Consider the following 25,636-nt stretch of genomic DNA (forward strand, 5'->3'; position numbering starts at 1 on the left):
CAATGACGCTTTGGTATCCACGCATGGATGACATAAATTTACTTAATTTTCCTAATACCGAGCTTACTTATTAAATCTAAATACTCGCTTACATTTTTTTTCTTTATATAATTAAGTAATCTACGACGACGTCCGACTAAGATTAATAACCCTCTTCTTGAGGTATGATCTTTATGATTAGATTTGAAATGCTCAGTTAAGTTATTGATCCGCTCAGTTAAAATAGCACATTGTACTGCACTTGAGCCTGTATCATTATCATTTATAGCATAATTTTTAATTAATTCTTGTTTACGTTCTTGTGTAATCGACATCGATAATTTCTCCTTATTAGTCTATTGCGTTAAATTAAATACTCGTGAAGAATGGAAGCAATTCTTATTTAAGCTACCGATTGCAAGCAGAACGCCCTTATAGCGAACCCACATAAAATCTACGTTTTTGTCATAATCAAATAGGCATTTTTGACCATATTTAATTTTTTGTGCTTGCTCGTCGTTAGCATCAAGAACCAGGATGTCGTCCAGTATTGCTTCTATCTTTATATTTTTTTCCTCAAGGAAAAGTTTGGTAATATCATTAGAAGAGTCAATTCGAATAGAATTTTCTGCTTTAAATATCCCAACTTGAGTACGGCGTAATTCTATCACAAATCCTAAACTTTGCAAGGACAATGCCAAATCTTCTGCTAAAGTCCTTATATAAGTACCTTTTGAGCATTCGGCGTAGTAGGTAGCAGTAGCATTTTGTTCATCGTAATCAAGACATTTTAGATTATAAATTGTTATATTACGTGGTTTTAGTTCTACTTCTTTACCATCTCGTGCTAATTTATATGCTCGTACTCCATTAACTTTAAGAGCAGAAAAAGCAGGGGGGATTTGTGTTATAGTACCAATAAATTTAGAGCATATAGCATATGCATTTTCTTTTGATGGTATATAATCTGTTGTAGCTATTACTTTGCCGGCATAGTCACCGCTATCGGTTTGCTTGCCAAATTTTACGGTAAAAATATAGGTTTTTTTAGCGTCAATCAGCATTTGCACTAATTTTGTAGCTTCACCTATAGCAAGGGGCAGTACTCCTTCCGCCTCGACATCTAGAGTGCCACTATGACCTATTTTAACTTTACCAAGTACTTTTTTTATTATACTTACAAGTTTAGCCGAGCTTATTCCTCTCGGCTTATAAACATTTAACCAATAACTATTCATCTAATTTAACTTGACGTGGGTTTAAAAAATCTATAATATATAATTCTAGCCAATTAGGTTAGACCAAAATCAATGACAATTAACCAAAATAATTCAAACCATACTTTTTCAAGTCATAATTTAGATAATTCCCCTCGTAAAATCAACAAGTTAATAAATAAATTTTCAGACTATATTTGGCCAATAAAACGCCAAGAGCTTTCTAAGTTTTTATTCATTACTTTACTAATGTTTTGTATTTTATTTATTCAAAATTTAATCAGAGCATTAAAAGATAGTATAGTTACTACGATGATTGGAGTGGAAACAATTTCCTTTCTAAAATTCTGGGGAGTGATGCCTTGTGCTTTTTTAATGACGGCTATTTATGTAAAGCTTGTTAATAGAATGAAAGCAGAAAATATATTCTATCTTATTATCTCAATATTTTTAGCATTTTTTGCCCTTTTTGCTTATGTTATTTTCCCAAATCATGAGATATTACATTTAAGTCCAACTACTGCTCAAAATTTAATTGCAAGCCTGCCTAATTTAAAATGGTTTATTTTGCTTTTATCGAAATGGAGTTTTTCTCTATTTTATATAATAGCTGAATTATGGCCAAATGTAGCTTTTGCACTGCTTTTTTGGCAATTTGTAAATAATATAACTACTGTTGAAGAATCGAAAAGATTTTATCCTTTATTTGGATTACTGAGCCAAACGGGGATTTATTTAGCAGGACAGTTTTTAGAAAATTTAAGCCATATTAATGAGTATGTAGCTGCTCAGTTTTCCTTGCAGGCGTCTTTTCATACTCTTTCCGTGCAGATTATATTAACCATAGTATTGATTCTAGGGATAGTAGGTATTAAAACTTTTTGGCTATTAAATCATAAAGTGCTAGATAAAGAACATATGGCATTATTGCGTTTTAAGGCACAGAAAAAAAACATGACAATTGTCGAAAGCTTTCAGATGATCCTTTCTTCAAGACATATTAGGTTAATTGCAACTTTACTTATTTGTTATGGTATTACTATAAATTTAGTGGAAGGACCTTGGAAAGCAGCTGCTACTAAACTATACAAAACCCCGACCGAATATGCTGCTTTTATTGGTAATTATTTAAGTTATACGGGGGCGTTTACCATTCTTTTTGTTGTGCTTGGCTCAAATATAGTTAGAAAACTCGGTTGGTTTACGGCAGCTATTATTACTCCTATAATAGTTTTTACTACAGGTATATTATTTTTTGCTGTTAATAATTTTGAAAGCTCTGCTGGTTTGATAGCAGCAAGCTTTATCCTTACCGATCCAGCTTTAATTGCCATAACTATCGGTGCTATTCAAAATGTGCTTAGTAAGTCAAGTAAATACACCTTATTTGATTCAACAAAAGAAATGGCTTATGTGCCATTAGATAAAGAAATAAAGATAAAAGGAAAAGCTGCTGCTGACGTGCTTGGTACAAAACTTGGAAAATCAGGAAGTGCATTTTTACAATCTTTAGTTTTTATTATTTTGCCTTCTGCAAGTTATCAATCTATTTCCGTATGTTTAATGTTTATATTTATAATCACCTGTTTAATATGGTTTTGGGCAGTAAAAGAATTAAACAAAGAATATAAAAAATCTGTTAAATTTTCTCAATAAAAAACAATTTTTTTCTTGCTATTACTAGCAAACTATTATTAGAATTAATCTCTCAGGGTTTAATTCCCCGAAGCTCTGCTTCGTGATATCATAAGAAACAACTAAAACTTTTTTAGATACCTCGTAGCTCTGCTGCGAGGAGCATCATTGTAATTTAAAATATAGCCTGGAGGTTTTATGAGTAAAGATCCTAATGTAGAAGAAATTATCAAGGAGTTTGATCCAATAGCAAATAAAGAGTTCACTGCAGCAGAAAAGCAAGAACAAACAAGACAAGAGCAAGAATTGTTTGAATCTGAGGGAGATAGTATTTTTATTAGTGGTGCTGATGCTACAAATGCGAGTAGCATACCAACATCTTCGCTTTCAGCTAGTGCTTTAGCAGGAGGTATATCAGGAGATGGCTTTATAGATCCAATAACTGAAGCTATTCGAAAGGAAATTCTAGAAAAGCAGCGTGATTTAATAAGAAATCAGTTGCTAAAAGAAAATGCAGAAAATCCTGATCTAAAGTCTAATTTTGAAAGTGATGAAAAATTTAGAGATTTTTTAAGAACTTTAAATGAAGATCCAAATAAAAAAGAACTATACGATAAAGCTTTAGAAAATCCTGAGCTTAAAAAGGGATTAGAAAATATAGAAATAGCAGGCTATAAAAACGTTCATGCATCACATAGTGCAGAAGTTTATCGTGAAAATAAAATTAAAGAAGAACAAGAAGAGTTATTAAGAAAATATCTTAATAATGATCCTGCTTACTCAGAAGAAGCAAAAGATCAAGAAAAATTCAGACAATTTCTAGCAAACCTTAATGCGGGGGCAAGACAAGGCTTATATGATAAAGCTTTATCTGACGAGCAGTTTAAAGGGCAGTATGAAAATATTAGACAAGAATATGCCAATAAATATGTTGGCGGATTTAGGTCAATGCAATGGGAAAATCAAGTAAGTGCAGGTGATCTTAGATCAACAGTAATTAAAAATGATGCCGGTGAAGAAATTTGTACGTTAGCCGAAAAAACTCATAAAACTGCCCCAATGACTGTCTATAAGCAGGATGGTACTGCAGTTACAGTTAATTCATATAGAACGATAGACTTTCCTATAGATCTTGAGGGCAAAAGTGGTACGATGCATTTATCGCTTGTTGCACAAAATAAAGAGGGTAAATCTAATAATGCACTCCGTTTTACTGCTCACTATGAAGCAGATCCGCATCCTGATGGCACTCCTAAACTCAAAGAAGTAAGCTCACCGCAACCTATAAAATTTATGGGAAAAGATGAAAATGCAGTAGGTTATATAGAGCATGGCGGAGAAATTTATACGTTGCCTGTAACACGAGGCAAATATGAAGCCATGATGAAAGAGGTTGCAGTAAATAAAGGGCAGGGCGTTGATGTTTCACAAACTATAGAACAAGATATTTATAGAGTTCAAGGAGGTGAAAAATCTGTATCTTCGCAGCAAATAGATCCAGCAAATGAAAAGTCTATTGAAACTAAAAATACAGAAATACCTGAACCTCAATCGGGGATAACTTCCAATCAAGTACCTCCTGTAACACCTTTTAGTTCAGGGCCAAAGCCTGTGATTTCACAAATGCCACAACCACAACAAGCTGAGATTTTGCAGCCACAACCACAAGGAATAGTTGATGCAGCAGCAGGCTTATCGCAAGCTATGCAGCATTTATTAGATCAGTTAAATAAAGATTTAAAAAATGAAAATGAGCCAGCTGGGTTAATCGGTGAGGTAGCAGAGAAAATCTTAGGAGAGAAAGAAGCAAAAGTTGACCAACAACAAGCAGGCATTAATACTTTAGCTGAAAATGTATTAGGTAATAAAGAGCTTTCTGAAGAGGTAAGGGTAGAGGGTATAGGTAAAATATTAGACACAATAAATAATGATAATGTTTTATCAGAACCAGAAAAAGCAAAATTGCTTGGAGGAATAACATCTGTTGCTCTAGATCAAGATAGTTTAAGTCAAGCTGCGAAAAAACAAATAGTAGGAAAGATAACTGACTCTGCTTTAGAGCTTAATACATCAGATGTAAGATTGCAGGCTATTAATGGCATAACTGATGCTGTATTAGATAGTAACCTGAATAAAGACGAAAAAGGAGAGATATTTGAAGTAATAAGCAATGTAATAGAAGCTTCTAAGCATGATGCTCCAGAAAAAAGTCAATTAAAAAGTGATGTACTAGATAAAGCTAGAGAAGCAGGAATTCTAAGTCCAGAACAGCAACAATTAATGCAGCAAAATTTAGATAAAATTAAAGAAAAGCAAGCAGCAGAAGAAACAATAAAAAAAGTAAACGGTATTTTATATGATCCTTTATCTGATGTTGTAAAAAAGACGGATGCAATAAAAACTATCACCACAGATGTTTTAGATGGTCCAGCTAAAGCGGAAGTAAAAGGTGCAATAGTTGAAGGTATTACAAAAGAAGTTGCTCAAAGTCCTTTAAGCATTAAGGATAATGTAGGTATTATTGAAGTTGTGGGTGAGGCTATAGCTAGTCATAAAGACATGTCTATACCAGAGAAAGCTACTATTGCTTCATTTGCAGAAGATGGAATTGTAAAAAGCACAGCTGAGCTGAAAGATAAAGAACTAATGACCAAAGGTCTGATTGATGGAATTCATAAGGGTATAGGAAATGAAAGTCCTGAAATAACTCAAGGTGTTGTTAAAAGCATTAACGCTAATGCTTTACCTGAAGCAAGATCTGCTCTTGAAAATATAGCAAACGAAGCAATATTAGAAAGGGAAATGCAGAATTTAACTCAAGGTTTAAAAGGACAAGATTTAGAACAAGATAAACCAGAGAAAGATATAGTTAAAGCTGCAAGAGAAACAATGGAGGCTTTGGGAAATCTTAATAAAGCTGCTGAGCCTGGATTTGAAAAAGGACCTGTTGATGATACACCAAAACAACAAACAGAAAAACCTATAATATCTGAACAAGAAAAAGTTGTACAAGAAACTTCAAGTAGGTTAAATGATATATCTCAATTTATAAGTAAAAAAGTTAATAACCTCCGTAGCCTTCTTGATGAACGCGGAAATCTTAAAACTAATGAAGAAAAGCAAGCTGAATTAGAAAAGCAAGCTAAAGATTTAACTAAAAAGTTTAATGAAAAATCTTCTACTAAAGATCAGTTAGATTTCATACAGGCTAATTTAATTGATAATAAAGATTTATCTAAAGATGCTCGTTTAAAAGCTATAGATAATTTATTACAAGAACAGGTGGAAAAAAGAGGGGCAGCTGTTTCAGGACAATCTCAAGATAAAACAGAAGATGTAAGAACTTTATCAGGAAAGTCTGAATTAAAACCTGTAAGTAAAGACGAGCCGGATATTGAAAGAGCTAAAATGGTCATGGGAAAAGATAAAGTTAATATTAAGGATAATGTAGCAATTATGACAAAATTGACGGAGGCAAAAAATGCTATACACTCAGCAAATCCTACAATATCCAATGTCAAAGCTCCTAATGGCACTAAAAAAGGACAATCATTTCCATGATGTAAATTTAATCATCCCTCTTATAATTTAAAATGGCATAATCCTTAGTTATAATAGGGAAGAAATCTTTATTAAAAGGTAATAATTCGGTTGTTTTATCTAAAAATTCTACTTCTATTATATCACCAGCACCAAAATTGAGGATATTTTTAATTTTACCGATTTCAGTATAATTACTGTCTAATACTGATAAATTATTTAAATCGGTTATATAAAACTCGTCTTCTTCTAGTTTTGGCACACTTGAACGTAAACAAAATAATTTATATCCTTTTAAATTTTCTGCTTCATTGCGAGTAGATATATCATTAAACTGGCAAATTAATTCACCTTTAGAATTTTGTTTAATTAGATTAATATTTACTTTCTCACCTGATTCGTTTACTAATTCCCTTTCAGTTATTTTTACAGTAGGATCAGTAAAAGATCGTAAAATTACATGTCCTTTAATCCCATGACATGATTTTATTACACCGACTAGAATTAAATTTTCTAAGGAATCCATTAATTTACCTTTAAATTTTGCTAGTTATATATAATAATATATTTAAATAATTTTTTATAGATATGATAAAAAAAATAATTGCTGGCATAATAATTTCTTGCTCCTTATTACTATTTCTTTTTTTTGGTGCATTGTCTCTAGTTAATTATAACTCTGTTGCGAGTAATTTCACTAATCGCTTGGGAATTGCCAATGAGAATATCGGAAAAATAAAGATAAATAAATTCCCAATACCTTATTTAGCTATTGAATCGATAAAGGAAGAGGGAAAATTAGATTTAGAAGAAGTTAAAGTCTATTTCTCATTCTGGTCGCTTATAAAATTTAGCCCTCAAATTAGTAGATTAGAAATATTAGATGCTAAGATTTATGCAGATTCTAAGATGCTCAATATTTATAATAACGAAGAGCTAATAGGTAAGTTTTTTAAATATAAACTGCAAAATATAAATCTTAATATTACGAACCTCAATATTATTAATAAACAAGATTATTCCATTTTAAACTTTTCTAATTGTTCATTAAAAAAGGAAAATTTAGCATCTAATTATATATTTAAAACTACAAATAACGAGTTAGGCACAATTTCAGGCTCAATTAATAAGAATGAGAATATAGTAAATTTTAGCTTTGATATTGATAATAAAGATTATAATTTTAAATTATCACAAATTTATAAAGATTTTAAGCTTGATAGTGGTAGTGGTGAATATAATATCAAAAACCTAGCATTAGCAATGTATAACATCCTACCGGATTTAAGCCATATTTTAAATAAGCTGAATCAAACAGCTGGAGTAAGTATTAAATTTAATATTTTAAATTCAGAAAATGCAGTAGAGCTAAAAGATATAGTTGTAGAATCACAATTTATTACGGGAGGTGGTGTTATTAGTATTGCTAAAAATGATAATACTACTGGCACTGTTAATTTAAATTTTTCTAAAATAGATTTAAATTCAATAGTTTCTTCAAATACTCCGGTAACATTTAATATTGCTCCATCGAATATTAGATTTATTTTTGCTGATAAGTTGCTTAAAATCAATATTGCAATTGATGAAGTGATTCTAAGTAATAATAATACATTAGAAAAAGTAGCGTTTACTTCTAGCTTATCAAAAGGCACTTTAAAAATAGATGAATGCTCAGGAAGTATTAAACCAGGTGGTGAGTTCAAGCTTCTAGGTAATGTAACGCAAAATTCTATCAGAAGTATGTTTGATGGACAAGTATATTTAAAGCATAATGATTTTAATTCGTTACTAAATATATTAGGATTTGCTGATATCACAGTTAAAGATGCTATACCATTTACTCTATCGTCTGAGTTAAAATTAACCCTAATAGATTTGTTTTTTAAAGATTTATCGCTAAAAACAGATAATTTAAGTCTGTCAGGGAATTTTTCTGGTAAATTTATTGCTCAAACACCTCATTTAAATGCTACACTTAGTATATCTTCGCTTGATTTAACAAAAAATAGTTATCCAGTAATTTCGCCTTTTATCGAATTTGTGCAAGGCTTGACTAAGGATATGAAGAGCCTAGATTATCCAAGTAAATTTATCCCAATTAGAACAAATCCTTATACAATTAATTTAGATATTTTAGTAGATGGTGTTAAATATAATGATCAAATCTTTGATAAGATGAATCTACTTGCTAAAATTTTACCAGCTAGTGTAAAAATTAGTAATCTAGATTTAAAAACAAATAATAGCTACTTATCAACTAGCTGGAATTTGGATGCTTCCAGCGTATTACCATCTTTAACTGTCGAAATTAAAGATGGTAGTTTAAGTACTGATTTATTATCACCTGCAAAGTTACTTGATTTAAGAAATAAATTAGTAAATGATTATAGCTTAGATAAAGTTACGTTACAAATATATGGTAATTTATCTAGCTTGTCGCAAAATGATTTAGTACTAAAAAATGTTAAATTCTATGCAGTAAATAATAATAATTTACTACAATTCAATAATATTGAAGCAGAACTATTAGGTGGTAAATTGCAAGGTAGTGGTAATATTTTGTTAGATCCTTACTCTCTTAATTTTGTATATGCATTAAATACTATAGATTTAGATAAGGCTTCAGCACTCTTACCTAAAATATTTACTGCTTCAGAAGGTGAAATAAGTATTAGCGGTAGTTTTTCCACTAACGGCAATACCCTGCAAAATCAACTATATAACCTTACTAGTAAATCACAATTTGCTATAAATATCATCACTGTTAATAACTTTAACATTGATTCTTTCATACAGAAAATTAACAATTATGATTATAATGCGTCGAATCTTGATAAAGATATAAATAGTGCTATAACGACAGGACAACAAAGAATTACGGGTATAAGTGGTAATATTGACTTACAAAAAGGCATTGCTCTTTTAAAAGATATAAATTTTGTTACCCAGTACAGTACAGGGGCTGCATCTTTCGCAGTTAATATATATAATTTTGATATGGATGCATCTAATATTCTAGCTTTTTATATTCCGTCTAGCCTTGTTAAACCTGATCCAAAAAATACTAGTTCTAATGCAGATAAAAGTATTTTAAGCAATCTTAGTTTGAGAGTACAAGGAAATATGTTTACTCCTAAAAAGACCTTTGATAGTAGTGAATTAAAAAAATTGCTAATATCACCAACAACTACAGAGGCAACTGATTTAATTAACCATTAAAAATAAAAACACATGACTACAACAAAAAATTTAGAAGAAAATATTAGTTTTGAAGAAGCTTTAAGTGAGCTTGAAGAAATTGTAAAAAAAATAGATAACGGGCAAGAGACTTTAGAAGCAGCAGTTAATAGTTTTGAGCGTGGTATTTTGCTTAAAAATCACTGTGAAAAGAAACTTAAAGAAGCTCGTTTGAAGATTGAGAAAATTACTAAGCTTGCAGATTCTACAATAACCTTGGAGGAGGTGGAGGTCTAAATAAAGGATGATTTATTATGCATAATAGTTTTCTTATAAGGCTTGTCCGGTGTTGTTGCATGACTCCTATGTCATTCTCGCAAAAGCGGGAATCCAGGAAAAAAGTCTAAATACAGCAAATTTTTAAAAATGATGCTCCTCGCAGCAGAGCTACGAGGTATCTAAAAAAGTTTTAGTTGTTTCTTATGATATCACGAAGCAGAGCTTCGGGGAATTAAACCCTGAGAGATTAAAAGCTCGATTTATTTCGCTTTATGCTGGATTCCCGCTTTTGCGGGAATGACATTGTATAGCAGCTAATTATTTAAAATGATACAAACATAAATATATTAAATAACGAGTCTTTTGCAATGATTGTGTAAATTTTTGTTGAGCCTATATTAGAAGTAATTAAAAATATAGGTAACAGGAATGCAAATAGAGAAGAATAAAAAAATAAATGAAGCAATAGATTTGCTGATAGAAGGCGGAGTAGATTTAAAAACAGTACTAAGTCAGAATGGATTAATTAAGGAATTAACCAAGGGTATTTTAGAGCGAGCACTGCATGCTGAGATGTCAGAACATTTAGGTTATAGCAAGTATGATAGAGCTGAAACTGAGAATGCGAGGAATGGTAGTTTTAGTAAGAATCTGATTGTGAGAATGGTGTTATAGAGCTAAATGTGCCAAGAGACAGACAAGGTAAATTTGAACCCATAATAGTCTCAAAGAAACAAACAAGAATAGATGGCTTAGACCAAAAGATAATATCCTTATATGCGAAGGGCATGAGTGTGTCTGATATTAAAACACAATTGCAAGAATTATATGGAGCTGAGATCAGTGAGAGCCTAATCAGCAGGATTACAGATGAAGTAATAGATGAGGTCAAGATTTGGCAGAGTAGACCACTTGAATCAGTATACCCTATAGTATATTTTGACTGTTTAGTAGTGAAAGTAAGACAAGATAGTCTATCCGCCAAAACTCTAAAAGCCTTATAGGCAATAGGGTTTTAAGGCAAAAATGCATAGTAAAATCCATAAGAAAATGAAAGGTTTTATATCAAAAGCTTATGGAAATACAAAAAAATGACAATAAAAAAATGAATGCATTTTGGGAAATAGTGTGGTTTTTAATACAAAAATTTAAAATCAGCCCTCAAAATTAGAGTAATTTGCTCTAAAATCGCACTATTTTTGGAAATTAGTGACACAAGTGATATTTTTTAGAGTTTTGGCGGAGGGACTAGCTCCATATCAAAATTAGACCAACACAGAAATGTATCAGTAAAAATTAACATAACTTATTAATTTTTATTGAAAATCTTAGCAATTTGTTGTCAAAACTCTATCCCATTACAAATGATCAGGATTTGAAGTGTTTTTGGCGGATAGACTAGCTAGTTTTCAACTGGCTCTGTCTCATCAATTGTGCAAATTTCGTGAACCATTAAATTCTACCATCAAATTTGATCATAAAATGAGCCATAGCTTCATTCCAATTGGGGATAAGCATAGACTATTTTTTGGTAATATAATCAATTGTCAGATATAAAACCTTAAATACTGCGTCATCATTTGGAAAGATGCGTTTATTCTTAGTAACTTTTCTCAATTGGCTATTCAGCGATTCTATCGCATTTGTAGTGTAAATAATCTTACGAATCTCCTTTGGATATTGCAAGAAAATTATCAAATTATCCCAATTATTATACCAAGATTTAGCTATATGCGGATATTGCTTACTCCATTTTTGATCAAATGACTCAAGAGCTAATTCTGCTTCTGGCTCTGTTTCATCAATTGTGTAAATTTCGTGAGCCATTAAAGGTAAATTCCAGTATTAATTAAGCCAGATTTATATTTTCTTCCCATACCTCATTGGGTGTTTTATAACCGAGCACTTTTCTTGGTAAATTATTTAAAAAATCCTCAATTTCTTGTAATTGCTTTATTGTTAATTTTTTTATATCTAAAGATTTAGAGTATACTCTGTGCACCATTGAGTTAATCTTCTCTATCAATGGTTTTTGCCATGGAGAATAAGGATTGCAAAAATATACTTTTCGTTCAGATTTTGGCAATAGTTGTTCATGATTGGTAAATTCTTTGCCATTATCTAACGTTATGCTTTTGATTATATGCGACAATTGTTTAAGTTTTTTATTCATGTTACCAATCACATCTTGTGTTCTTTTTGAACGGTTTAAAGTGAGAAACACTTTTTGTGTTCTGATATCCACAAGAGCGCCTATATTACGACTTTGATTACCTTTGTTAAAAGTTAAATCACCTTCTAAATGACCTATTGCTGCTATCTTTCTATTTATCTCTGGTCTTTCAGTAATGGAAACTCGATTTGGTATTGTAATTCTTTTGTTTCTGATTCTTGTACCATGATGCAACCTATTTTTCCTTTTTCTTGCTAAAGATAAATATAATTTTTGCCTTTGTGCTATAGGAGATGTATAAATAAACTGGTATATACTCTCTGTAGAAATATTGACAGTATTTCGTGATAGTTTACGTCTACCTGAAATTATATCTGGTGAAATACCCTGTGTTAACTGCTTTATTATTTCTGCTCGTAAATTATTATCAATATCTAATTTTCTTTTTCTCTTACCTTGCCTTAAACTGCAAGCAAGTGTGTTAGCCCTATCTGGTCTATAATTATGCCTCATTCTCTTGAGTTCATAACATATAGTGCTTTTATCACGGCCAATCTTTGTCCCTATATATCGCGAGCTATAACCACTCTTATTCATTTCGTATATTTTAAATCTTTCATCTATCGTTAAATGAGCCATGATATATCTATATTTAAATGATGCTCCTCGCAGCAGAGCTACGAGGTATCTAAAAAAGTTTTAGTTGTTTCTTATGATATCACGAAGCAGAGCTTCGGGGAATTAAACCCTGAGAGATTAAAAATTGATTATATCTGGCTTAATTAATTATAGAACTTTCCAACTTTTCTCAATTGGCTATTCAGCGATTCTATCGCATTTGTAGTGTAAATAATCTTACGAATCTCCTTTGGATATTGCAAGAAAATTATCAAATTATCCCAATTATTATACCAAGATTTAGCTATATGCGGATATTGCTTACTCCATTTTTGATCAAATGACTCAAGAGCTAATTCTGCTTTTTTTTCAGTAGCAGAAGTATAGATTAGTTTCAAATCGAGTCTTTTGCAATGATTGTGTAAATTTTTGTTGAGCCTATATTAGAAGTAATTAAAAATATAGGTAACAGAAATGCAAATAGAGAAGAATAAAAAAATAAATGAAGCAATAGATTTGCTGATAAAAGGCGAAGTAGATTTAAAAACAGTACTAAGTCAGAATGGATTAATTAAGGAATTAACCAAGGGTATTTTAGAGCGAGCACTGCATGCTGAGATGTCAGAACATTTAGGTTATAGCAAGTATGATAGAGCTGAAACTGAGAATGCGAGGAATGGTAGTTTTAGTAAGAATCTGATTAGTGAGAATGGTACTATAGAGCTAAATGTTCCAAGAGACAGACAAGGTAAATTTGAACCTATAATAGTCTCAAAGAAACAAACAAGAATAGATGGCTTAGACCAAAAGATAATATCCTTATATGCGAAGGGTATGAGTGTGTCTGATATTAAAACACAATTTCAAGAATTATATGGAGCTGAGATCAGTGAGAGCCTAATCAGCAGGATTACAGATGAAGTAATAGATGAGGTCAAGATTTGGCAGAGTAGACCTCTTGAATCAGTATACCCTATAGTATATTTTGACTGTTTAGTAGTGAAAGTAAGACAAGATAAACTTATTATTAATAAATCAGTATATGTAGCTTTAGGAATAGATTTATCTGGCAGAAAGGATATTTTAGGCTTATGGATAAGTGAGAATGAAGGAGCTAAATTTTGGCTTGGTAATTTTACTGAGATGAAAAATAGAGGAGTAAAAGATATCTTAATTGCTTGTAGTGATAATCTAACTGGTATGTCTGATGCTATTGCATCAGTATACCCGAAAACTGAACATCAAATTTGTATTGTCCATCAGATCAGGAATAGCCTCAAATATGTATCATATAAAGATATAGCTAACACGGAAATGTTTCTACCACAGATTAGGAAAAACTTAGGCATTGATCAATAATTTTACGTAAACAGTTTTTAAAGTTAGTCCAGCAATGTTTAATAGGATTTAGATCTGGTGAATATGTGAGTAAATACAAAAACTATGGTAAAAACCTTTCCGCGTTAGCTATAGAAAGCAATTAGCAGCGGATTTGAAACTAATCTATACTTCTGCTACTGAAAAAGAAGCAGAATTAGCTCTTGAGTCATTTGATCAAAAATGGAGTAAGCAATATCCGCATATAGCTAAATCTTGGTATAATAATTGGGATAATTTGATAATTTTCTTGCAATATCCAAAGGAGATTCGTAAGATTATTTACACTACAAATGCGATAGAATCGCTGAATAGCCAATTGAGAAAAGTTACTAAGAATAAACGCATCTTTCCAAATGATGACGCAGTATTTAAGGTTTTATATCTGACAATTGATTATATTACCAAAAAAGAGTCTTTTGCAATGATTGTGTAAATTTTTGTTGAGCCTATATTAGAAGTAATTAAAAATATAGGTAACAGAAATGCAAATAGAGAAGAATAAAAAAATAAATGAAGCAATAGATTTGCTGATAGAAGGCGGAGTAGATTTAAAAACAGTACTAAGTCAGAATGGATTAATTAAGGAATTAACCAAGGGTATTTTAGAGCGAGCACTGCATGCTGAGATGTCAGAACATTTAGGTTATAGCAAGTATGATAGAGCTGAAACTGAGAATGCGAGGAATGGTAGTTTTAGTAAGAATCTGATTAGTGAGAATGGTACTATAGAGATAAATGTTCCAAGAGACAGACAAGGTAAATTTGAACCTATAATAGTCTCAAAGAAACAAACAAGAATAGATGGCTTAGACCAAAAGATAATATCCTTATATGCGAAGGGTATGAGTGTGTCTGATATTAAAACACAATTGCAAGAATTATATGGAGCTGAGATCAGTGAGAGCCTAATCAGCAGGATTACAGATGTAAGTAATAGATGAGGTCAAGATTTGGCAGAGTAGACCTCTTGAATCAGTATACCCTATAGTATATTTTGACTGTTTAGTAGTGAAAGTAAGACAAGATAAACTTATTATTAATAAATCAGTATATGTAGCTTTAGGAATAGATTTATCTGGCAGAAAGGATATTTTAGGCTTATGGATAAGTGAGAATGAAGGAGCTAAATTTTGGCTTGGTAATTTTACTGAAATGAAGAATCGAGGAGTAAAAGATATCTTAATTGCTTGTAGTGATAATCTAACTGGTATGTCTGATGCTATTGCATCAGTATATCCGAAAACTGAACATCAAATTTGTATTGTCCATCAGATCAGGAATAGCCTCAAATATGTATCATATAAAGATAGAAAGCAATTAGCAGCGGATTTGAAACTAATCTATACTTCTGCTACTGAAAAAGAAGCAGCATTAGCTCTTGAGTCATTTGATCAAAAATGGAGTAAGCAATATCCGCATATAGCTAAATCTTGGTATAATAATTGGGATAATTTGATAATTTTCTTGCAATATCCAAAGGAGATTCGTAAGATTATTTACACTACAAATGCGATAGAATCGCTGAATAGCCAATTGAGAAAAGTTACTAAGAATAAACGCATCTTTCCAAATGATGACGCAGTATTTAAAGTTTTATATCTGACAATTGATTATATTACCAAAAAATGGTCTATGCCTATCCCCAATTGGAATGAAGCTATGGCTCATTTTATGATCAAATTTGATGGTAGAATTTAATGGTTCACGAAATTTACATGTAATAGTTGAGATACCGTCTTGAGTGTCAACAACTTTTTCATTATTTTACCTCAATTTTATTTTACAGGGTTTTTATATTTGCACTAAAAGATGTTTTGTTATTAAGAACACCATAAATTATGTGAAGCAACTTACGCATAGCAGCAATCACTATAACCATTTTAGATTTTCCAACATTGCTCAAACGTTGACTAAAATCCTTAATAATCGGATTATGTTTTATAGCAACTATGGCAGGCATATAAAAAGCTTTACGTAAATTAGCATCTCCTGTTTTTGATATTTTTCCTATTCCATGGACAGAAGTGCCTGATTGTTTTGGCTTTGGGTTAAGACCAACAAACGCAGCTAGTTGTTTTGCAGAATTAAAATTTTCTACAACAAGAAAAGCAAGTATCACTCCTATTGTTTTTTCTCCTATACCAGGGATTGAATCAAGAAGTTTACTTTTATCATGTAAGTCTTTGTGTCCTTTAATATGATTAGAGATAAGTTCTTCTACTTCCTTAATTTGCTTATCCAGAAATTCAATATGAATCATAATGTTAATGGCAACTGCTTTACTTGCTCCGCTCAATCTATTATTTTCTTGATTTTTATTAGCAATCAAACTATCCAAGCGTCTTACCCATTGTTGTAATTCTTTAATATGTATAGGGGTTGGTTGCCAAAGATCAGGTTGCATAGCCTTGCAAAAAGAAGCTATCAATTCACAATCAGATTTGTCAGTTTTAACTCTTGAAAGCTTGCTCATTGCAAAGCCCTTGATGCGAGCTGGATTTACGACACTAACTTTAAATGTATTATCATAAAGATATTGAGCTAACCTAACTTCGTAACCACCTGTTGATTCCATACAAGCGTGAGCAGTATCTATTCCCTTTTTTTCTAACCATTGTTTTAGTGCAGCAAAGCCTTTTGCAGTATTATTAAACTTTTTGGTTTTGATTTTATTATCATTTAATAAAGCTACGTCAAATGTTGCTTTAGAAATATCTATACCCAAAATAATGCTACTCATATTTGACCTTCTATGTTAATAATAAGTAGAATACCCAAAGATCAACCTTGTAAATACAGGTTCATTGATTAATTTCAAGACCTAAGAATACCGTCCGATCTTTAATGAGTATGTGAAGACTAATTGTTTGATCTCAACTACAGGGTTACATAGCCCTAAGATTTAATACGGCATATTAGTCTTCTTACTTAAGTGCCCTTAAGTATCTTATAGTTGTTTACTAAAGACAATACTAAGATACAAGATTATATCTTACATTTAGTAAAATAAATTAATTATTAAATGGAGATAAAGAATGAACTTAAATCAAAAAATAATAAAACCAAAATTAGGTTTACTTGAATTAGCTAAGAGCCTTGGTAGTATATCATCAGCATGTAAAGCGATGGGATATAGTAGAGATAGTTATTACAGATTTAAAGAACTGTATGAAACTGGTGGCGAAGAAGCGTTGTATGAAATTAGTCGAAGAAAGCCAATAATAGCGAATAGAGTTGATCCTGCTGTAGAGAAAGCAGTACTAGATATGGCAATAGAATATCCAGCATATGGTCAGCTAAGAGTATCAAATGAGCTTAAAAAGACAGGTGTACTTGTATCACCTGGGGGAGTAAGATCAATTTGGTTACGTAATGATTTAAACAACATCAGTAAAAGACTTAAAGCATTAGAAGCAAAAATGGCTCAAGATGGTATTGTGCTTACTGAGGCACAATTACAAGTGCTAGAGAAGCGTCGTAATGAAAAAGAAGCTCATGGAGAAATTGAGACACAGCATCCAGGGTATCTAGGATGCCAAGATACATATTATGTAGGCAACTTTAAGGGTATAGGTAAGGTTTATTCTCAGGTATTTATTGATAGCTACAGCAGAGTAGCTGATGTTAAACTATATACTGATAAAACAGCTTTAACTGCTGCTGATATGCTTAATGACCGAGTGTTACCATGGTATGAGACTCAAGGGATACCAATACTTCGTATTCTGACAGATCGTGGGTCAGAATATAAGGGGAATATAGAGCATCATGCTTTTGAATTATTTCTAAGTATCGAAGGTATAGAGCATACTACTACTAAAGCATATTCTCCTCAAACAAACGGTATGTGTGAGCGTTTTAATAAAACCATGAAACAAGAATTCTTTGATACAGCTATGCGGAAAAAGATTTATACAGCTCTTGATGACCTACAATTAGATCTTGATATCTGGCTAGAGTATTTCAATAATGAAAGACCTCATTCTGGTAAATATTGTTATGGAAAAACTCCTATGCAAACTTTTAAGGATAGTAAGAAATTAGCTGTTGAAAAGAATAATGAAATCTTGTATCTTGAATATGTATCTGACAGTCAAAATTTAACTGACAATCAGGGGCAAAATTTATAGTGTCTGTAAGATCAAATCTTAACTTCTACAATTTACACAATTGATGAGACAGAGCCCCAAAAAATGGTCTATGCCTATCCCCAATTGGAATGAAGCTATGGCTCATTTTATGATCAAATTTGATGGTAGGATTTAATGGCTCACGAAATTTACACAATTGATGAAACAGAGCCTTCAAATCCGCTGCTAATTGCTTTCTATCTTTATATGATACATATTTGAGGCTATTCCTGATCTGATGGACAATACAAATTTGATGTTCAGTTTTCGGGTATACTGATGCAATAGCATCAGACATACCAGTTAGATTATCACTACAAGCAATTAAGATATCTTTTACTCCTCTATTTTTCATCTCAGTAAAATTACCAAGCCAAAATTTAGCTCCTTCATTCTCACTTATCCATAAGCCTAAAATATCCTTTCTGCCAGATAAATCTATTCCTAAAGCTACATATACTGATTTATTAATAATAAGTTTATCTTGTCTTACTTTCACTACTAAACAGTCAAAATATACTATATGGTATACTGATTCAAGAGGTCTACTCTGCCAAATCTTGACCTCATCTATTACTTCATCTGTAATCCTGCTGATTAGGCTCTCACTGATCTCAGCTCCATATAATTCTTGCAATTGTGTTTTAATATCAGACACACTCATACCCTTCGCATATAAGGATATTATCTTTTGGTCTAAGCCATCTATTCTTGTTTGTTTCTTTGAGACTATTATAGGTTCAAATTTACCTTGTCTGTCTCTTGGAACATTTAGCTCTATAGTACCATTCTCACTAATCAGATTCTTACTAAAACTACCATTCCTCGCATTCTCAGTTTCAGCTCTATCATACTTGCTATAACCTAAATGTTCTGACATCTCAGCATGCAGTGCTCGCTCTAAAATACCCTTGGTTAATTCCTTAATTAATCCATTCTGACTTAGTACTGTTTTTAAATCTACTCCGCCTTCTATCAGCAAATCTATTGCTTCATTTATTTTTTTATTCTTCTCTATTTGTATTTCTGTTACCTATATTTTTAATTACTTCTAATATAGGCTCAACAAAAATTTACACAATCATTGCAAAAGACTCGCATTATATGCAAAATTATCAGCAAATTGCTGCCTGATAATCGAAAAATTAGGAAAACATACTACTCATTTTTTTGTCTTGATTTTTCATGTATGGACCTCCTGTAGAATGCAAGAAAAAAATAACATCAATAATAAAAACAAACAAATGCAGTCATGTATCCGGCTTATAGCTGATAAATCAACCTAATTTATTCTACAGCCCTGATGGAATTCGCTGGCTTACAAACTATATACTTATCAGTCCATCGGCTTCTAAAAGAGCCACTGAAAAACGCAGTTTTTTTGTAAGCTAAGGTTTGTCTTATTTACCATCAATATTAATTATCTCAAGCATATTTCGGGTTGGAATCTCTTACATATTGTTTTGCTTTTACCTATTCATTATATAAATCACCATTTATTTTACTTATAAGTGCTATGCTACACACTCTTTAGCTACAAACTTTACTCTCTACATAATCATCTCCTGATCTTAGTACAGCAAACACCACTCTTGCCAACTTATTAGCTATGGCAACTGTCGTTTTATTATGGCTACTTCGCTCAGATAAATTAAACATCCATTTCGTAAATTGGCTAAAATCTTTTTTAGATTTCTGTTCTTCCGATGTAAATCTTATCTTGGCATTTAGTACAGCTCTAGCCCCTTGAATTAATAAAGTGCGTAAGTATACATCACCTCGCTTGCTAATTCCCAGCAGCTTATCCTTCCCACCACTTGAATGTTGTCTTGGCACTAATCCTAGCCATGCCGATAATTGCCTGCCATTCTCAAAACTTGTAGCATTACCTATTGATGCTATTAAAGCAGTAGCAGTAATTAAACCAAGACCAGGTATAGCTCTTAATCGTTGATATTGAGTTAGGTTACTTGCTATCATTGTTAATCGTTTTTCTATCTCTTTTATTTTTCTGTTATTATCTAAGAATTCTTCTTTTAGTTCACTAAATGTTTGATAACTTAACTGGCTTAATTTCCCTGCATCTAAAATCTCAATTAATTTTGTGATAACCTTATTAATGCCTTGAGGAACAATAAAACCAAACTCATGTAGTAGCCCCCTAATTTCATTAGCAAGTGCTGTACGATTTTTTACCAATCTCTCTCTTACCCTATGTATTGATAAAATTTCTTGTTGCTCTATAGTTTTAATTGCAACAAATCTCATATTAGGTCTTGTCACGGCTTCACATATCGCTTCAGCATCTGCTTGATCATTTTTATTAGTTTTAACATATGGTTTGACAAATTGCGGTGCCATTAGTTTTACTTCATGCCCTAATTTAGTTATTTCTCTTGCCCAATAACTAGAACCACCACAAGCTTCCATCCCTACTAAACATTGTGGTAAATTAGCCATAAATGTCAAAACCTGATCTCTCATCAATTTTTTCTTTAATACTGTCTTGCCATTTTTATCTACACCATGAATTTGAAAAATTCTTTTTGCAATATCTATACCAATTGTAGTAACCTCCATATGGACCTCCTTAATTGTTGTTTTAATATGTTAAATATTAACCCTAGAAGATTAGCAACTGCTTTTCATTCTCTATATCAGGAGGTCCATACCATTAGTCCACTATCCTATAGCTCTGTATACACTTGACCAACTACGCTGAAAACGCTAATTTAGGATAAGGGATAGATAGAAAGCTTATAGATAAAGGGTTTAAAGGAGATTAATGTTGAGTTATGATAGATTTTTTTAATAAAAGATCAGTAACTCAACATGAAAAGATGTATCATAACTGTATATTATTTAGTAGATAATTTTTGTAAAATATATGAAGAATGGATAGAACACCGTCTATTATCAACAAATCAGCAAAGGCATAGAATAGGAAAATTAAGTCTTGCAGAATTGATGACAATAGTCATATATTTTTATCTATCGCCTTGCAAGGACTTTAAAAACTATTATTTATACTACTTACCGCATAAATATAAGGGTTACTTTAATCTCTCAGGGTTTAATTCCCCGAAGCTCTGCTTCGTGATATACTACTTGAATGGAAGAAAGCAGTTATATACATAAGAGTCATAATGTCACAGTACTAATATATCATTTAGTAACGCTGGCAAAGTATATAGCTAACGCGGAAAGGTTTTTACCATAGTTTTTGTATTTACTCACATATTCACCAGATCTAAATCCTATTAAACATTGCTGGACTAACTTTAAAAACTGTTTACGTAAAATTATTGATCAATGCCTAAGTTTTTCCTAATCTGTGGTAGAAACATTTCCGTGTTAGCTATAGAAGAGTAATATTCAATCAAGAACTAGATGATTATTTGTGTAAAATTTGTGAGCACATAGAAGATCGTTATGAAATTAGATTTTTAGAAATAGGAGTAGATAAAGATCACGTACATTTTTTATTACAGTCAATACCAATGTATAGCCCAACAAAAATAACTCAAATCATAAAAAGTATTACTTCTAAGAAAATGTTTGAGAAATATCCAAATCTTAAAGAAAAATTATGGGGAAGTGAGTTTTGGAGTAAAGGATATTTTATGAGCACAGTAGGTAAACATGGTGATGAGCAGAAATTACGTAATTATGTACAGAATCAAGGTTCAGGCAAACCTTCTTATAAAGCATTTCAACAAAAACAGTTAAAGCTTTTTGGATAGATACCTCGTAGCTCTGCTGCGAGGAGCATCATTTCAACAACAGATCTTGCGTTAACGCTATCATTAGTTACTAGTGATAGTATTAATTCTAAAACCACATCTTGATTATAGGGAAAAATTTTTTATTTCTTGTATAATCATACACACTAAAACCCCTTTTGTATTTGAGCGTATTTATATCATAACTTATAAGTTTGGCTATCTTTTTGTCAAAACTTCAGCTTGAAAGAAATGAATTATACCTCTATAATTAATATAATCATTAAACTCAAGGCCATATAATCGTGACTGACAATAATTCTTCTAATTTAGTACCGGTAAATATCGAAGATGAGATGAAAGTATCTTATCTTGACTATGCTATGAGCGTCATAGTAAGTAGGGCAATACCGGATGTTCGAGATGGCTTAAAGCCGGTACATCGTCGTATCATCTACTCAATGCATGAAGCAGGTAACCATGCAAACAGAGCTTACAGAAAATCCGCTAGAATAGTTGGTGACGTGATGGGTAAATACCACCCGCACGGTGATAGTGCTATCTATGATTCGTTAGTGCGTATGGCTCAAGATTTTTCACTGCGTCTACCGCTTGTTGATGGGCAGGGTAATTTCGGCTCATTGGATGGTGACGCTGCGGCGGCAATGAGGTATACCGAATCACGTATGGCTAAAGTAGCCCATAAACTGATTGAGGATATTGATAAAGAAACTGTCAGCTTTAACCCAAATTATGACGGTTCTGAAGAAGAGCCTTCAGTGCTGCCCTCTATGTTTCCGAACTTACTAGTAAATGGAAGTGGTGGTATTGCGGTTGGTATGGCAACTAATATTCCGCCTCATAATCTTGGAGAGGTTATTGATGCTTGTTGTTTATATGTAGATAATAACGATATAGAAATTTTAGACCTGTTAGAAGTTGTGAAAGGTCCTGACTTTCCTACAAGCGGGATTATTCTAGGTGTTAATGGTATTAAATCAGCCTATTTAACAGGTAGGGGGAGCATCGCTATAAGAGGGCGAGCTGAGATTGAGAATTTAGGTAACGGGCGTCAAGCAATTATTATTACCGAAATACCTTACATGGTAAATAAAGCAAGGCTTGTTGAAAAGATTGCCGAAATGGTCAAGGAAAAGCGTATTGAGGGTATAAGCGATTTACGTGATGAGTCGAATAAAAACGGCATAAGAATTTATATTGAGCTTAAGAAAGATATTGTCGCTGAAGTAGTTTTAAACCAAATATATTCCTGTACGCAGCTTCAAACTAGCTTTGGCGTTATAATGCTTGCTCTAAAAGATGGTTTGCCTAAGGTAATGAATTTAAAAGAAGTAATAGCGGCTTTCGTTAGCTTTAGGGAAGTAGTTATTACTAACCGCACTATATATTTACTTAATAAAGCAAGAGATAAAGCTCATATTTTACTAGGGCTAACTATCGCTGTTAGCAATATCGACGAAATAATTCGTATTATAAAAGCTGCAAGCGATCCAAATGCTGCTAAGCAAGAATTAATGGCACGCAGTTGGGATGCGTTAAATATTCTGCCGCTTGTGAAGTTAGTTGATGATAAGGCAATGTTGAATGAAGAGGGTAAATGTAGCTTTACCGAAGCCCAAGCAAAGGCAATTTTAGAGATGAGATTGCAACGCTTAACCACCATGGAAAAGAATAAGTTAGAGGAAGATTTAAAGAACCTTGCCACTGAGATTACTGAATATCTAAATATCTTGGGTTCACGTGAGCGGTTACTTGAAATTCTAAAAGAAGAGCTAATTAAAGTTAAAGAAGAGTTTGCAACTCCTCGTCTTACTTCGATTGAATTCGGTGAGTTTGATCAGGATATCGAGGATTTAATTCAGCGTGAAGAGATGGTAGTAACTGTAACTCTTGGTGGTTATATAAAGCGTGTGCCTCTAAGTAGTTATAGAGCTCAAAAACGAGGTGGTAAGGGTAGGTCAGGGCTTTCAATGCGTGATGAGGATATAACAACGCAAGTTTTTGTTGGTAGTACTCATACGCCAATGTTATTCTTCTCGAATATCGGGCAGGTTTATAGCTTAAAGCTGTATAAGCTTCCTTTAAGTAATCCGCAAGGGAAAGGTAGACCTATGGTTAACATATTACCGCTTAAAGGTGATGAGTATATAACCAATATTATGCCGTTGCCTGAAAATCAAGATGAGTGGGATAATCTAAATATCATGTTCGCAACTGCTAAAGGTAATATTAGAAGAAGTGATTTATTAGATTTCAAAAAGATTCAGTCAAACGGTAAGATTGCAATTAGGCTTGATGAAGATGACAAGTTAATAGATGTAAAGCCTTGTAAAGAAGACGAGCACATTTTATTAGCTACTAAATCCGGTAAAGCTCTAAGATTCCCTGTTGAGTCACTGCGTGTGATTAAGAGCCGTACTTCTGACGGAGTGCGTGGTATGAGGCTTGCCGAAGACGACTCAGTGATTTCTATGACAGTATTAAAAGGTATCAAAGCTACACGTGAAGAGCGAGACGCTTATTTATCTGTATCATGGGAGAAGAGACTTGAGATCGCTAAAGGGGAAGAATTGAATTCTGAAGAATTAGGTAAAGATTTGACTGCTGAATCTATTTTAGAAATGGCAAATTCCGAAGAGTTTATTTTAACAGTAACCGAAAACGGCTTTGGTAAAAGAAGCTCGGCTTATGGTTATAGGATTACTGACCGCGGCGGTAGCGGTATAATCAACATGGATATTAACGACAAAACCGGTTTAGTAGTCGGCGTTATGCCTGTTAAAATGGATGATGAATTAATGCTTATCACCAATAGCGGTAAATTAATTCGCTGTAAACTTGAAACAGTACGTATTACAGGGCGTAACACTAGCGGTGTCACTTTATTTAGACTAGAGGACGGGGAAAAAGTCGTATCTGCTTCTCTAATTGCTGAAAGTTCTGATGATAATGAAGAAGATAGCGAGTTTGAAGAAGAAGTGGCAGAAGAGGGGAGTGAATAAAACGTCATTGCCGTCTTTACGAGCGACTAAAATGAGCGTGGCAATCTCATGAAATAGAATAAAACTCCTGAGATTGCTTCGTCGCTATGCTCCTCGCAATGACGATATCTATACTTATTTAGTAATGCTAATTTTAGGATACAACCTTGAGTCTTTTGCAATGATTGTGTAAATTTTTGTTGAGACTATATTAGAAGTAATTAAAAATATAGGTAACAGAAATGCAAATAGAGAAGAATAAAAAAATAAATGAAGCAATAGATTTGCTGATAGAAGGCGGAGTAGATTTAAAAACAGTACTAAGTCAGAATGGATTAATTAAGGAATTAACCAAGGGTATTTTAGAGCGAGCACTGCATGCTGAGATGTCAGAACATTTAGGTTATAGCAAGTATGATAGAGCTGAAACTGAGAATGCGAGGAATGGTAGTTTTAGTAAGAATCTGATTAGTGAGAATGGTACTATAGAGCTATGATGAACGAACATTAGAATTACCCATGACGAATATTAAAATTACCCATTTTTGAGTAAAAAATATTGTCGGCTCTGTCTCATCAATTGTGTAAATTTCGTGAACCATTAAATTCTACCATCAAATTTGATCATAAAATGAGCCATAGCTTCATTCCAATTGGGGATAGGCATAGACCATTTTTTGGTAATATAATCAATTGTCAGATATAAAACCTTAAATACTGAGTCCGTCCGCCAAAACTCTACAAGCCTTATAGATAATATGGTTTTAAGACAAGAAGTAAT

General features: G+C 32.4%; 12 protein-coding genes and 11 pseudogenes. 13 read left to right on the plus strand and 10 right to left on the minus strand.

Features of this window, described 5'->3' with window-relative positions; all coding sequences use genetic code 11:
* Nucleotides 1–38 precede the first annotated feature (38 nt).
* Together rpsO and truB are read right to left on the minus strand one after the other, a co-directional pair.
* A complete protein-coding gene (gene rpsO / locus AAHI98_RS16995) occupies nt 39–314 on the minus strand; it encodes a 30S ribosomal protein S15 (protein ID WP_011477440.1) in 276 nt (91 codons plus the stop codon).
* 21 nt (nt 315–335) lie between these two features.
* Nucleotides 336–1,217, minus strand: a complete 882-nt coding sequence (truB, locus tag AAHI98_RS17000; RefSeq protein WP_342226561.1) for a tRNA pseudouridine(55) synthase TruB — start codon at nt 1,215–1,217, stop codon at nt 336–338.
* A 72-nt stretch (nt 1,218–1,289) separates the two neighbouring features.
* Between truB and tlc4 the strand changes: the two genes are divergently transcribed.
* Both tlc4 and AAHI98_RS17010 read left to right on the plus strand, forming a co-directional pair.
* The gene (tlc4, locus tag AAHI98_RS17005; protein ID WP_342226562.1) at nt 1,290–2,852 is read left to right on the plus strand and encodes an NTP/NDP exchange transporter Tlc4; all 1,563 of its coding nucleotides are present in this window, start codon (nt 1,290–1,292) and stop codon (nt 2,850–2,852) included.
* A 177-nt stretch (nt 2,853–3,029) separates the two neighbouring features.
* Nucleotides 3,030–6,392: a Sca4 family spreading effector gene (locus tag AAHI98_RS17010; RefSeq protein ID WP_342226563.1), complete on the plus strand. Its 3,363-nt coding sequence runs from the start codon at nt 3,030–3,032 to the stop codon at nt 6,390–6,392.
* 7 nt (nt 6,393–6,399) lie between these two features.
* Here the strand turns inward: AAHI98_RS17010 and rimM are convergent, their stop codons facing one another.
* A complete protein-coding gene (gene rimM, locus AAHI98_RS17015) occupies nt 6,400–6,897 on the minus strand; it encodes a ribosome maturation factor RimM (protein ID WP_342226564.1) in 498 nt (165 codons plus the stop codon).
* Between the two features lie 62 nt (nt 6,898–6,959).
* Between rimM and AAHI98_RS17020 the strand changes: the two genes are divergently transcribed.
* The 3 genes and pseudogenes from AAHI98_RS17020 to AAHI98_RS17030 all read left to right on the plus strand — a co-directional run.
* Nucleotides 6,960–9,593, plus strand: a complete 2,634-nt coding sequence (locus tag AAHI98_RS17020) for an AsmA-like C-terminal region-containing protein (RefSeq protein WP_342226565.1) — start codon at nt 6,960–6,962, stop codon at nt 9,591–9,593.
* A 12-nt stretch (nt 9,594–9,605) separates the two neighbouring features.
* Nucleotides 9,606–9,848 (plus strand): exodeoxyribonuclease VII small subunit, encoded by a 243-nt coding sequence (locus AAHI98_RS17025; protein ID WP_342226566.1) that lies wholly within the window; start codon nt 9,606–9,608, stop codon nt 9,846–9,848.
* A 411-nt stretch (nt 9,849–10,259) separates the two neighbouring features.
* Nucleotides 10,260–10,807 (plus strand): annotated as a pseudogene (locus AAHI98_RS17030) (IS256 family transposase); the annotation flags it as partial.
* Nucleotides 10,808–11,282: 475 nt separating this feature from the next.
* On the opposite strand, the pseudogene AAHI98_RS17035 reads toward AAHI98_RS17030, so the two are convergent.
* From AAHI98_RS17035 to AAHI98_RS17045, 3 genes and pseudogenes are all read right to left on the minus strand, one after another.
* Nucleotides 11,283–11,645: pseudogene (locus tag AAHI98_RS17035) on the minus strand (transposase); the annotation flags it as partial.
* Between the two features lie 34 nt (nt 11,646–11,679).
* Complete coding sequence (locus AAHI98_RS17040) at nt 11,680–12,642, minus strand: IS30 family transposase (protein WP_342226568.1); 963 nt, start codon at nt 12,640–12,642, stop codon at nt 11,680–11,682.
* A gap of 155 nt (nt 12,643–12,797) precedes the next feature.
* Nucleotides 12,798–13,022 (minus strand): annotated as a pseudogene (locus tag AAHI98_RS17045) (transposase); the annotation flags it as partial.
* Between the two features lie 73 nt (nt 13,023–13,095).
* Between AAHI98_RS17045 and AAHI98_RS17050 the strand changes: the two are divergent.
* From AAHI98_RS17050 to AAHI98_RS17060, 3 pseudogenes are all read left to right on the plus strand, one after another.
* Nucleotides 13,096–13,920 (plus strand): annotated as a pseudogene (locus tag AAHI98_RS17050) (IS256 family transposase); the annotation flags it as partial.
* A gap of 172 nt (nt 13,921–14,092) precedes the next feature.
* Nucleotides 14,093–14,416 (plus strand): annotated as a pseudogene (locus tag AAHI98_RS17055) (transposase); the annotation flags it as partial.
* A 67-nt stretch (nt 14,417–14,483) separates the two neighbouring features.
* Nucleotides 14,484–15,699 (plus strand): annotated as a pseudogene (locus AAHI98_RS17060) (IS256 family transposase).
* Between the two features lie 82 nt (nt 15,700–15,781).
* Here the strand turns inward: AAHI98_RS17060 and AAHI98_RS17065 are convergent.
* Nucleotides 15,782–16,741, minus strand: a complete 960-nt coding sequence (locus AAHI98_RS17065; RefSeq protein WP_342224639.1) for a transposase — start codon at nt 16,739–16,741, stop codon at nt 15,782–15,784.
* A gap of 295 nt (nt 16,742–17,036) precedes the next feature.
* Between AAHI98_RS17065 and AAHI98_RS17070 the strand changes: the two genes are divergently transcribed.
* Nucleotides 17,037–18,131 (plus strand): IS481 family transposase, encoded by a 1,095-nt coding sequence (locus tag AAHI98_RS17070; protein ID WP_342224693.1) that lies wholly within the window; start codon nt 17,037–17,039, stop codon nt 18,129–18,131.
* A 163-nt stretch (nt 18,132–18,294) separates the two neighbouring features.
* Here the strand turns inward: AAHI98_RS17070 and AAHI98_RS17075 are convergent.
* A pseudogene (locus AAHI98_RS17075) lies at nt 18,295–19,119 on the minus strand (IS256 family transposase); the annotation flags it as partial.
* Nucleotides 19,120–19,661: 542 nt separating this feature from the next.
* On the minus strand, nt 19,662–20,711 hold the full coding sequence (locus tag AAHI98_RS17080; RefSeq protein WP_342224642.1) for an IS110 family RNA-guided transposase: 1,050 nt from the start codon (nt 20,709–20,711) through the stop codon (nt 19,662–19,664).
* Between the two features lie 252 nt (nt 20,712–20,963).
* Here AAHI98_RS17080 and AAHI98_RS18335 point away from each other — a divergent pair.
* The 4 genes and pseudogenes from AAHI98_RS18335 to AAHI98_RS17095 all read left to right on the plus strand — a co-directional run.
* A pseudogene (locus AAHI98_RS18335) lies at nt 20,964–21,248 on the plus strand (IS982 family transposase); the annotation flags it as partial.
* 242 nt (nt 21,249–21,490) lie between these two features.
* A pseudogene (tnpA, locus tag AAHI98_RS17085) lies at nt 21,491–21,874 on the plus strand (IS200/IS605 family transposase); the annotation flags it as partial.
* Between the two features lie 284 nt (nt 21,875–22,158).
* Nucleotides 22,159–24,876 (plus strand): DNA topoisomerase (ATP-hydrolyzing) subunit A, encoded by a 2,718-nt coding sequence (gene gyrA, locus AAHI98_RS17090; RefSeq protein WP_342226571.1) that lies wholly within the window; start codon nt 22,159–22,161, stop codon nt 24,874–24,876.
* A 227-nt stretch (nt 24,877–25,103) separates the two neighbouring features.
* A pseudogene (locus AAHI98_RS17095) lies at nt 25,104–25,349 on the plus strand (transposase); the annotation flags it as partial.
* 107 nt (nt 25,350–25,456) lie between these two features.
* Here AAHI98_RS17095 and AAHI98_RS18910 read toward each other — a convergent pair.
* Nucleotides 25,457–25,579 (minus strand): annotated as a pseudogene (locus AAHI98_RS18910) (IS256 family transposase); the annotation flags it as partial.
* Nucleotides 25,580–25,636 lie beyond the last annotated feature (57 nt).

The sequence above is a fragment of the Rickettsia endosymbiont of Urophora cardui genome (genome assembly GCF_964030725.1).
Classification (GTDB): Bacteria; Pseudomonadota; Alphaproteobacteria; order Rickettsiales; family Rickettsiaceae; genus Rickettsia.

Excerpts from the sequence above, each read along its gene's own strand:
- tlc4 (WP_342226562.1), top strand. The coding sequence starts at position 1,290 with ATGACAATTAACCAAAATAATTCAAACCATACTTTTTCAAGTCATAAT.
- rpsO (WP_011477440.1), bottom strand. The coding sequence starts at position 314 with ATGTCGATTACACAAGAACGTAAACAAGAATTAATTAAAAATTATGCT.
- truB (WP_342226561.1), bottom strand. The coding sequence starts at position 1,217 with ATGAATAGTTATTGGTTAAATGTTTATAAGCCGAGAGGAATAAGCTCG.
- AAHI98_RS17025 (WP_342226566.1), top strand. The coding sequence starts at position 9,606 with ATGACTACAACAAAAAATTTAGAAGAAAATATTAGTTTTGAAGAAGCT.
- AAHI98_RS17010 (WP_342226563.1), top strand. The coding sequence starts at position 3,030 with ATGAGTAAAGATCCTAATGTAGAAGAAATTATCAAGGAGTTTGATCCA.
- AAHI98_RS17020 (WP_342226565.1), top strand. The coding sequence starts at position 6,960 with ATGATAAAAAAAATAATTGCTGGCATAATAATTTCTTGCTCCTTATTA.
- AAHI98_RS17070 (WP_342224693.1), top strand. The coding sequence starts at position 17,037 with ATGAACTTAAATCAAAAAATAATAAAACCAAAATTAGGTTTACTTGAA.
- AAHI98_RS17040 (WP_342226568.1), bottom strand. The coding sequence starts at position 12,642 with ATGGCTCATTTAACGATAGATGAAAGATTTAAAATATACGAAATGAAT.
- AAHI98_RS17065 (WP_342224639.1), bottom strand. The coding sequence starts at position 16,741 with ATGAGTAGCATTATTTTGGGTATAGATATTTCTAAAGCAACATTTGAC.
- AAHI98_RS17080 (WP_342224642.1), bottom strand. The coding sequence starts at position 20,711 with ATGGAGGTTACTACAATTGGTATAGATATTGCAAAAAGAATTTTTCAA.
- rimM (WP_342226564.1), bottom strand. The coding sequence starts at position 6,897 with ATGGATTCCTTAGAAAATTTAATTCTAGTCGGTGTAATAAAATCATGT.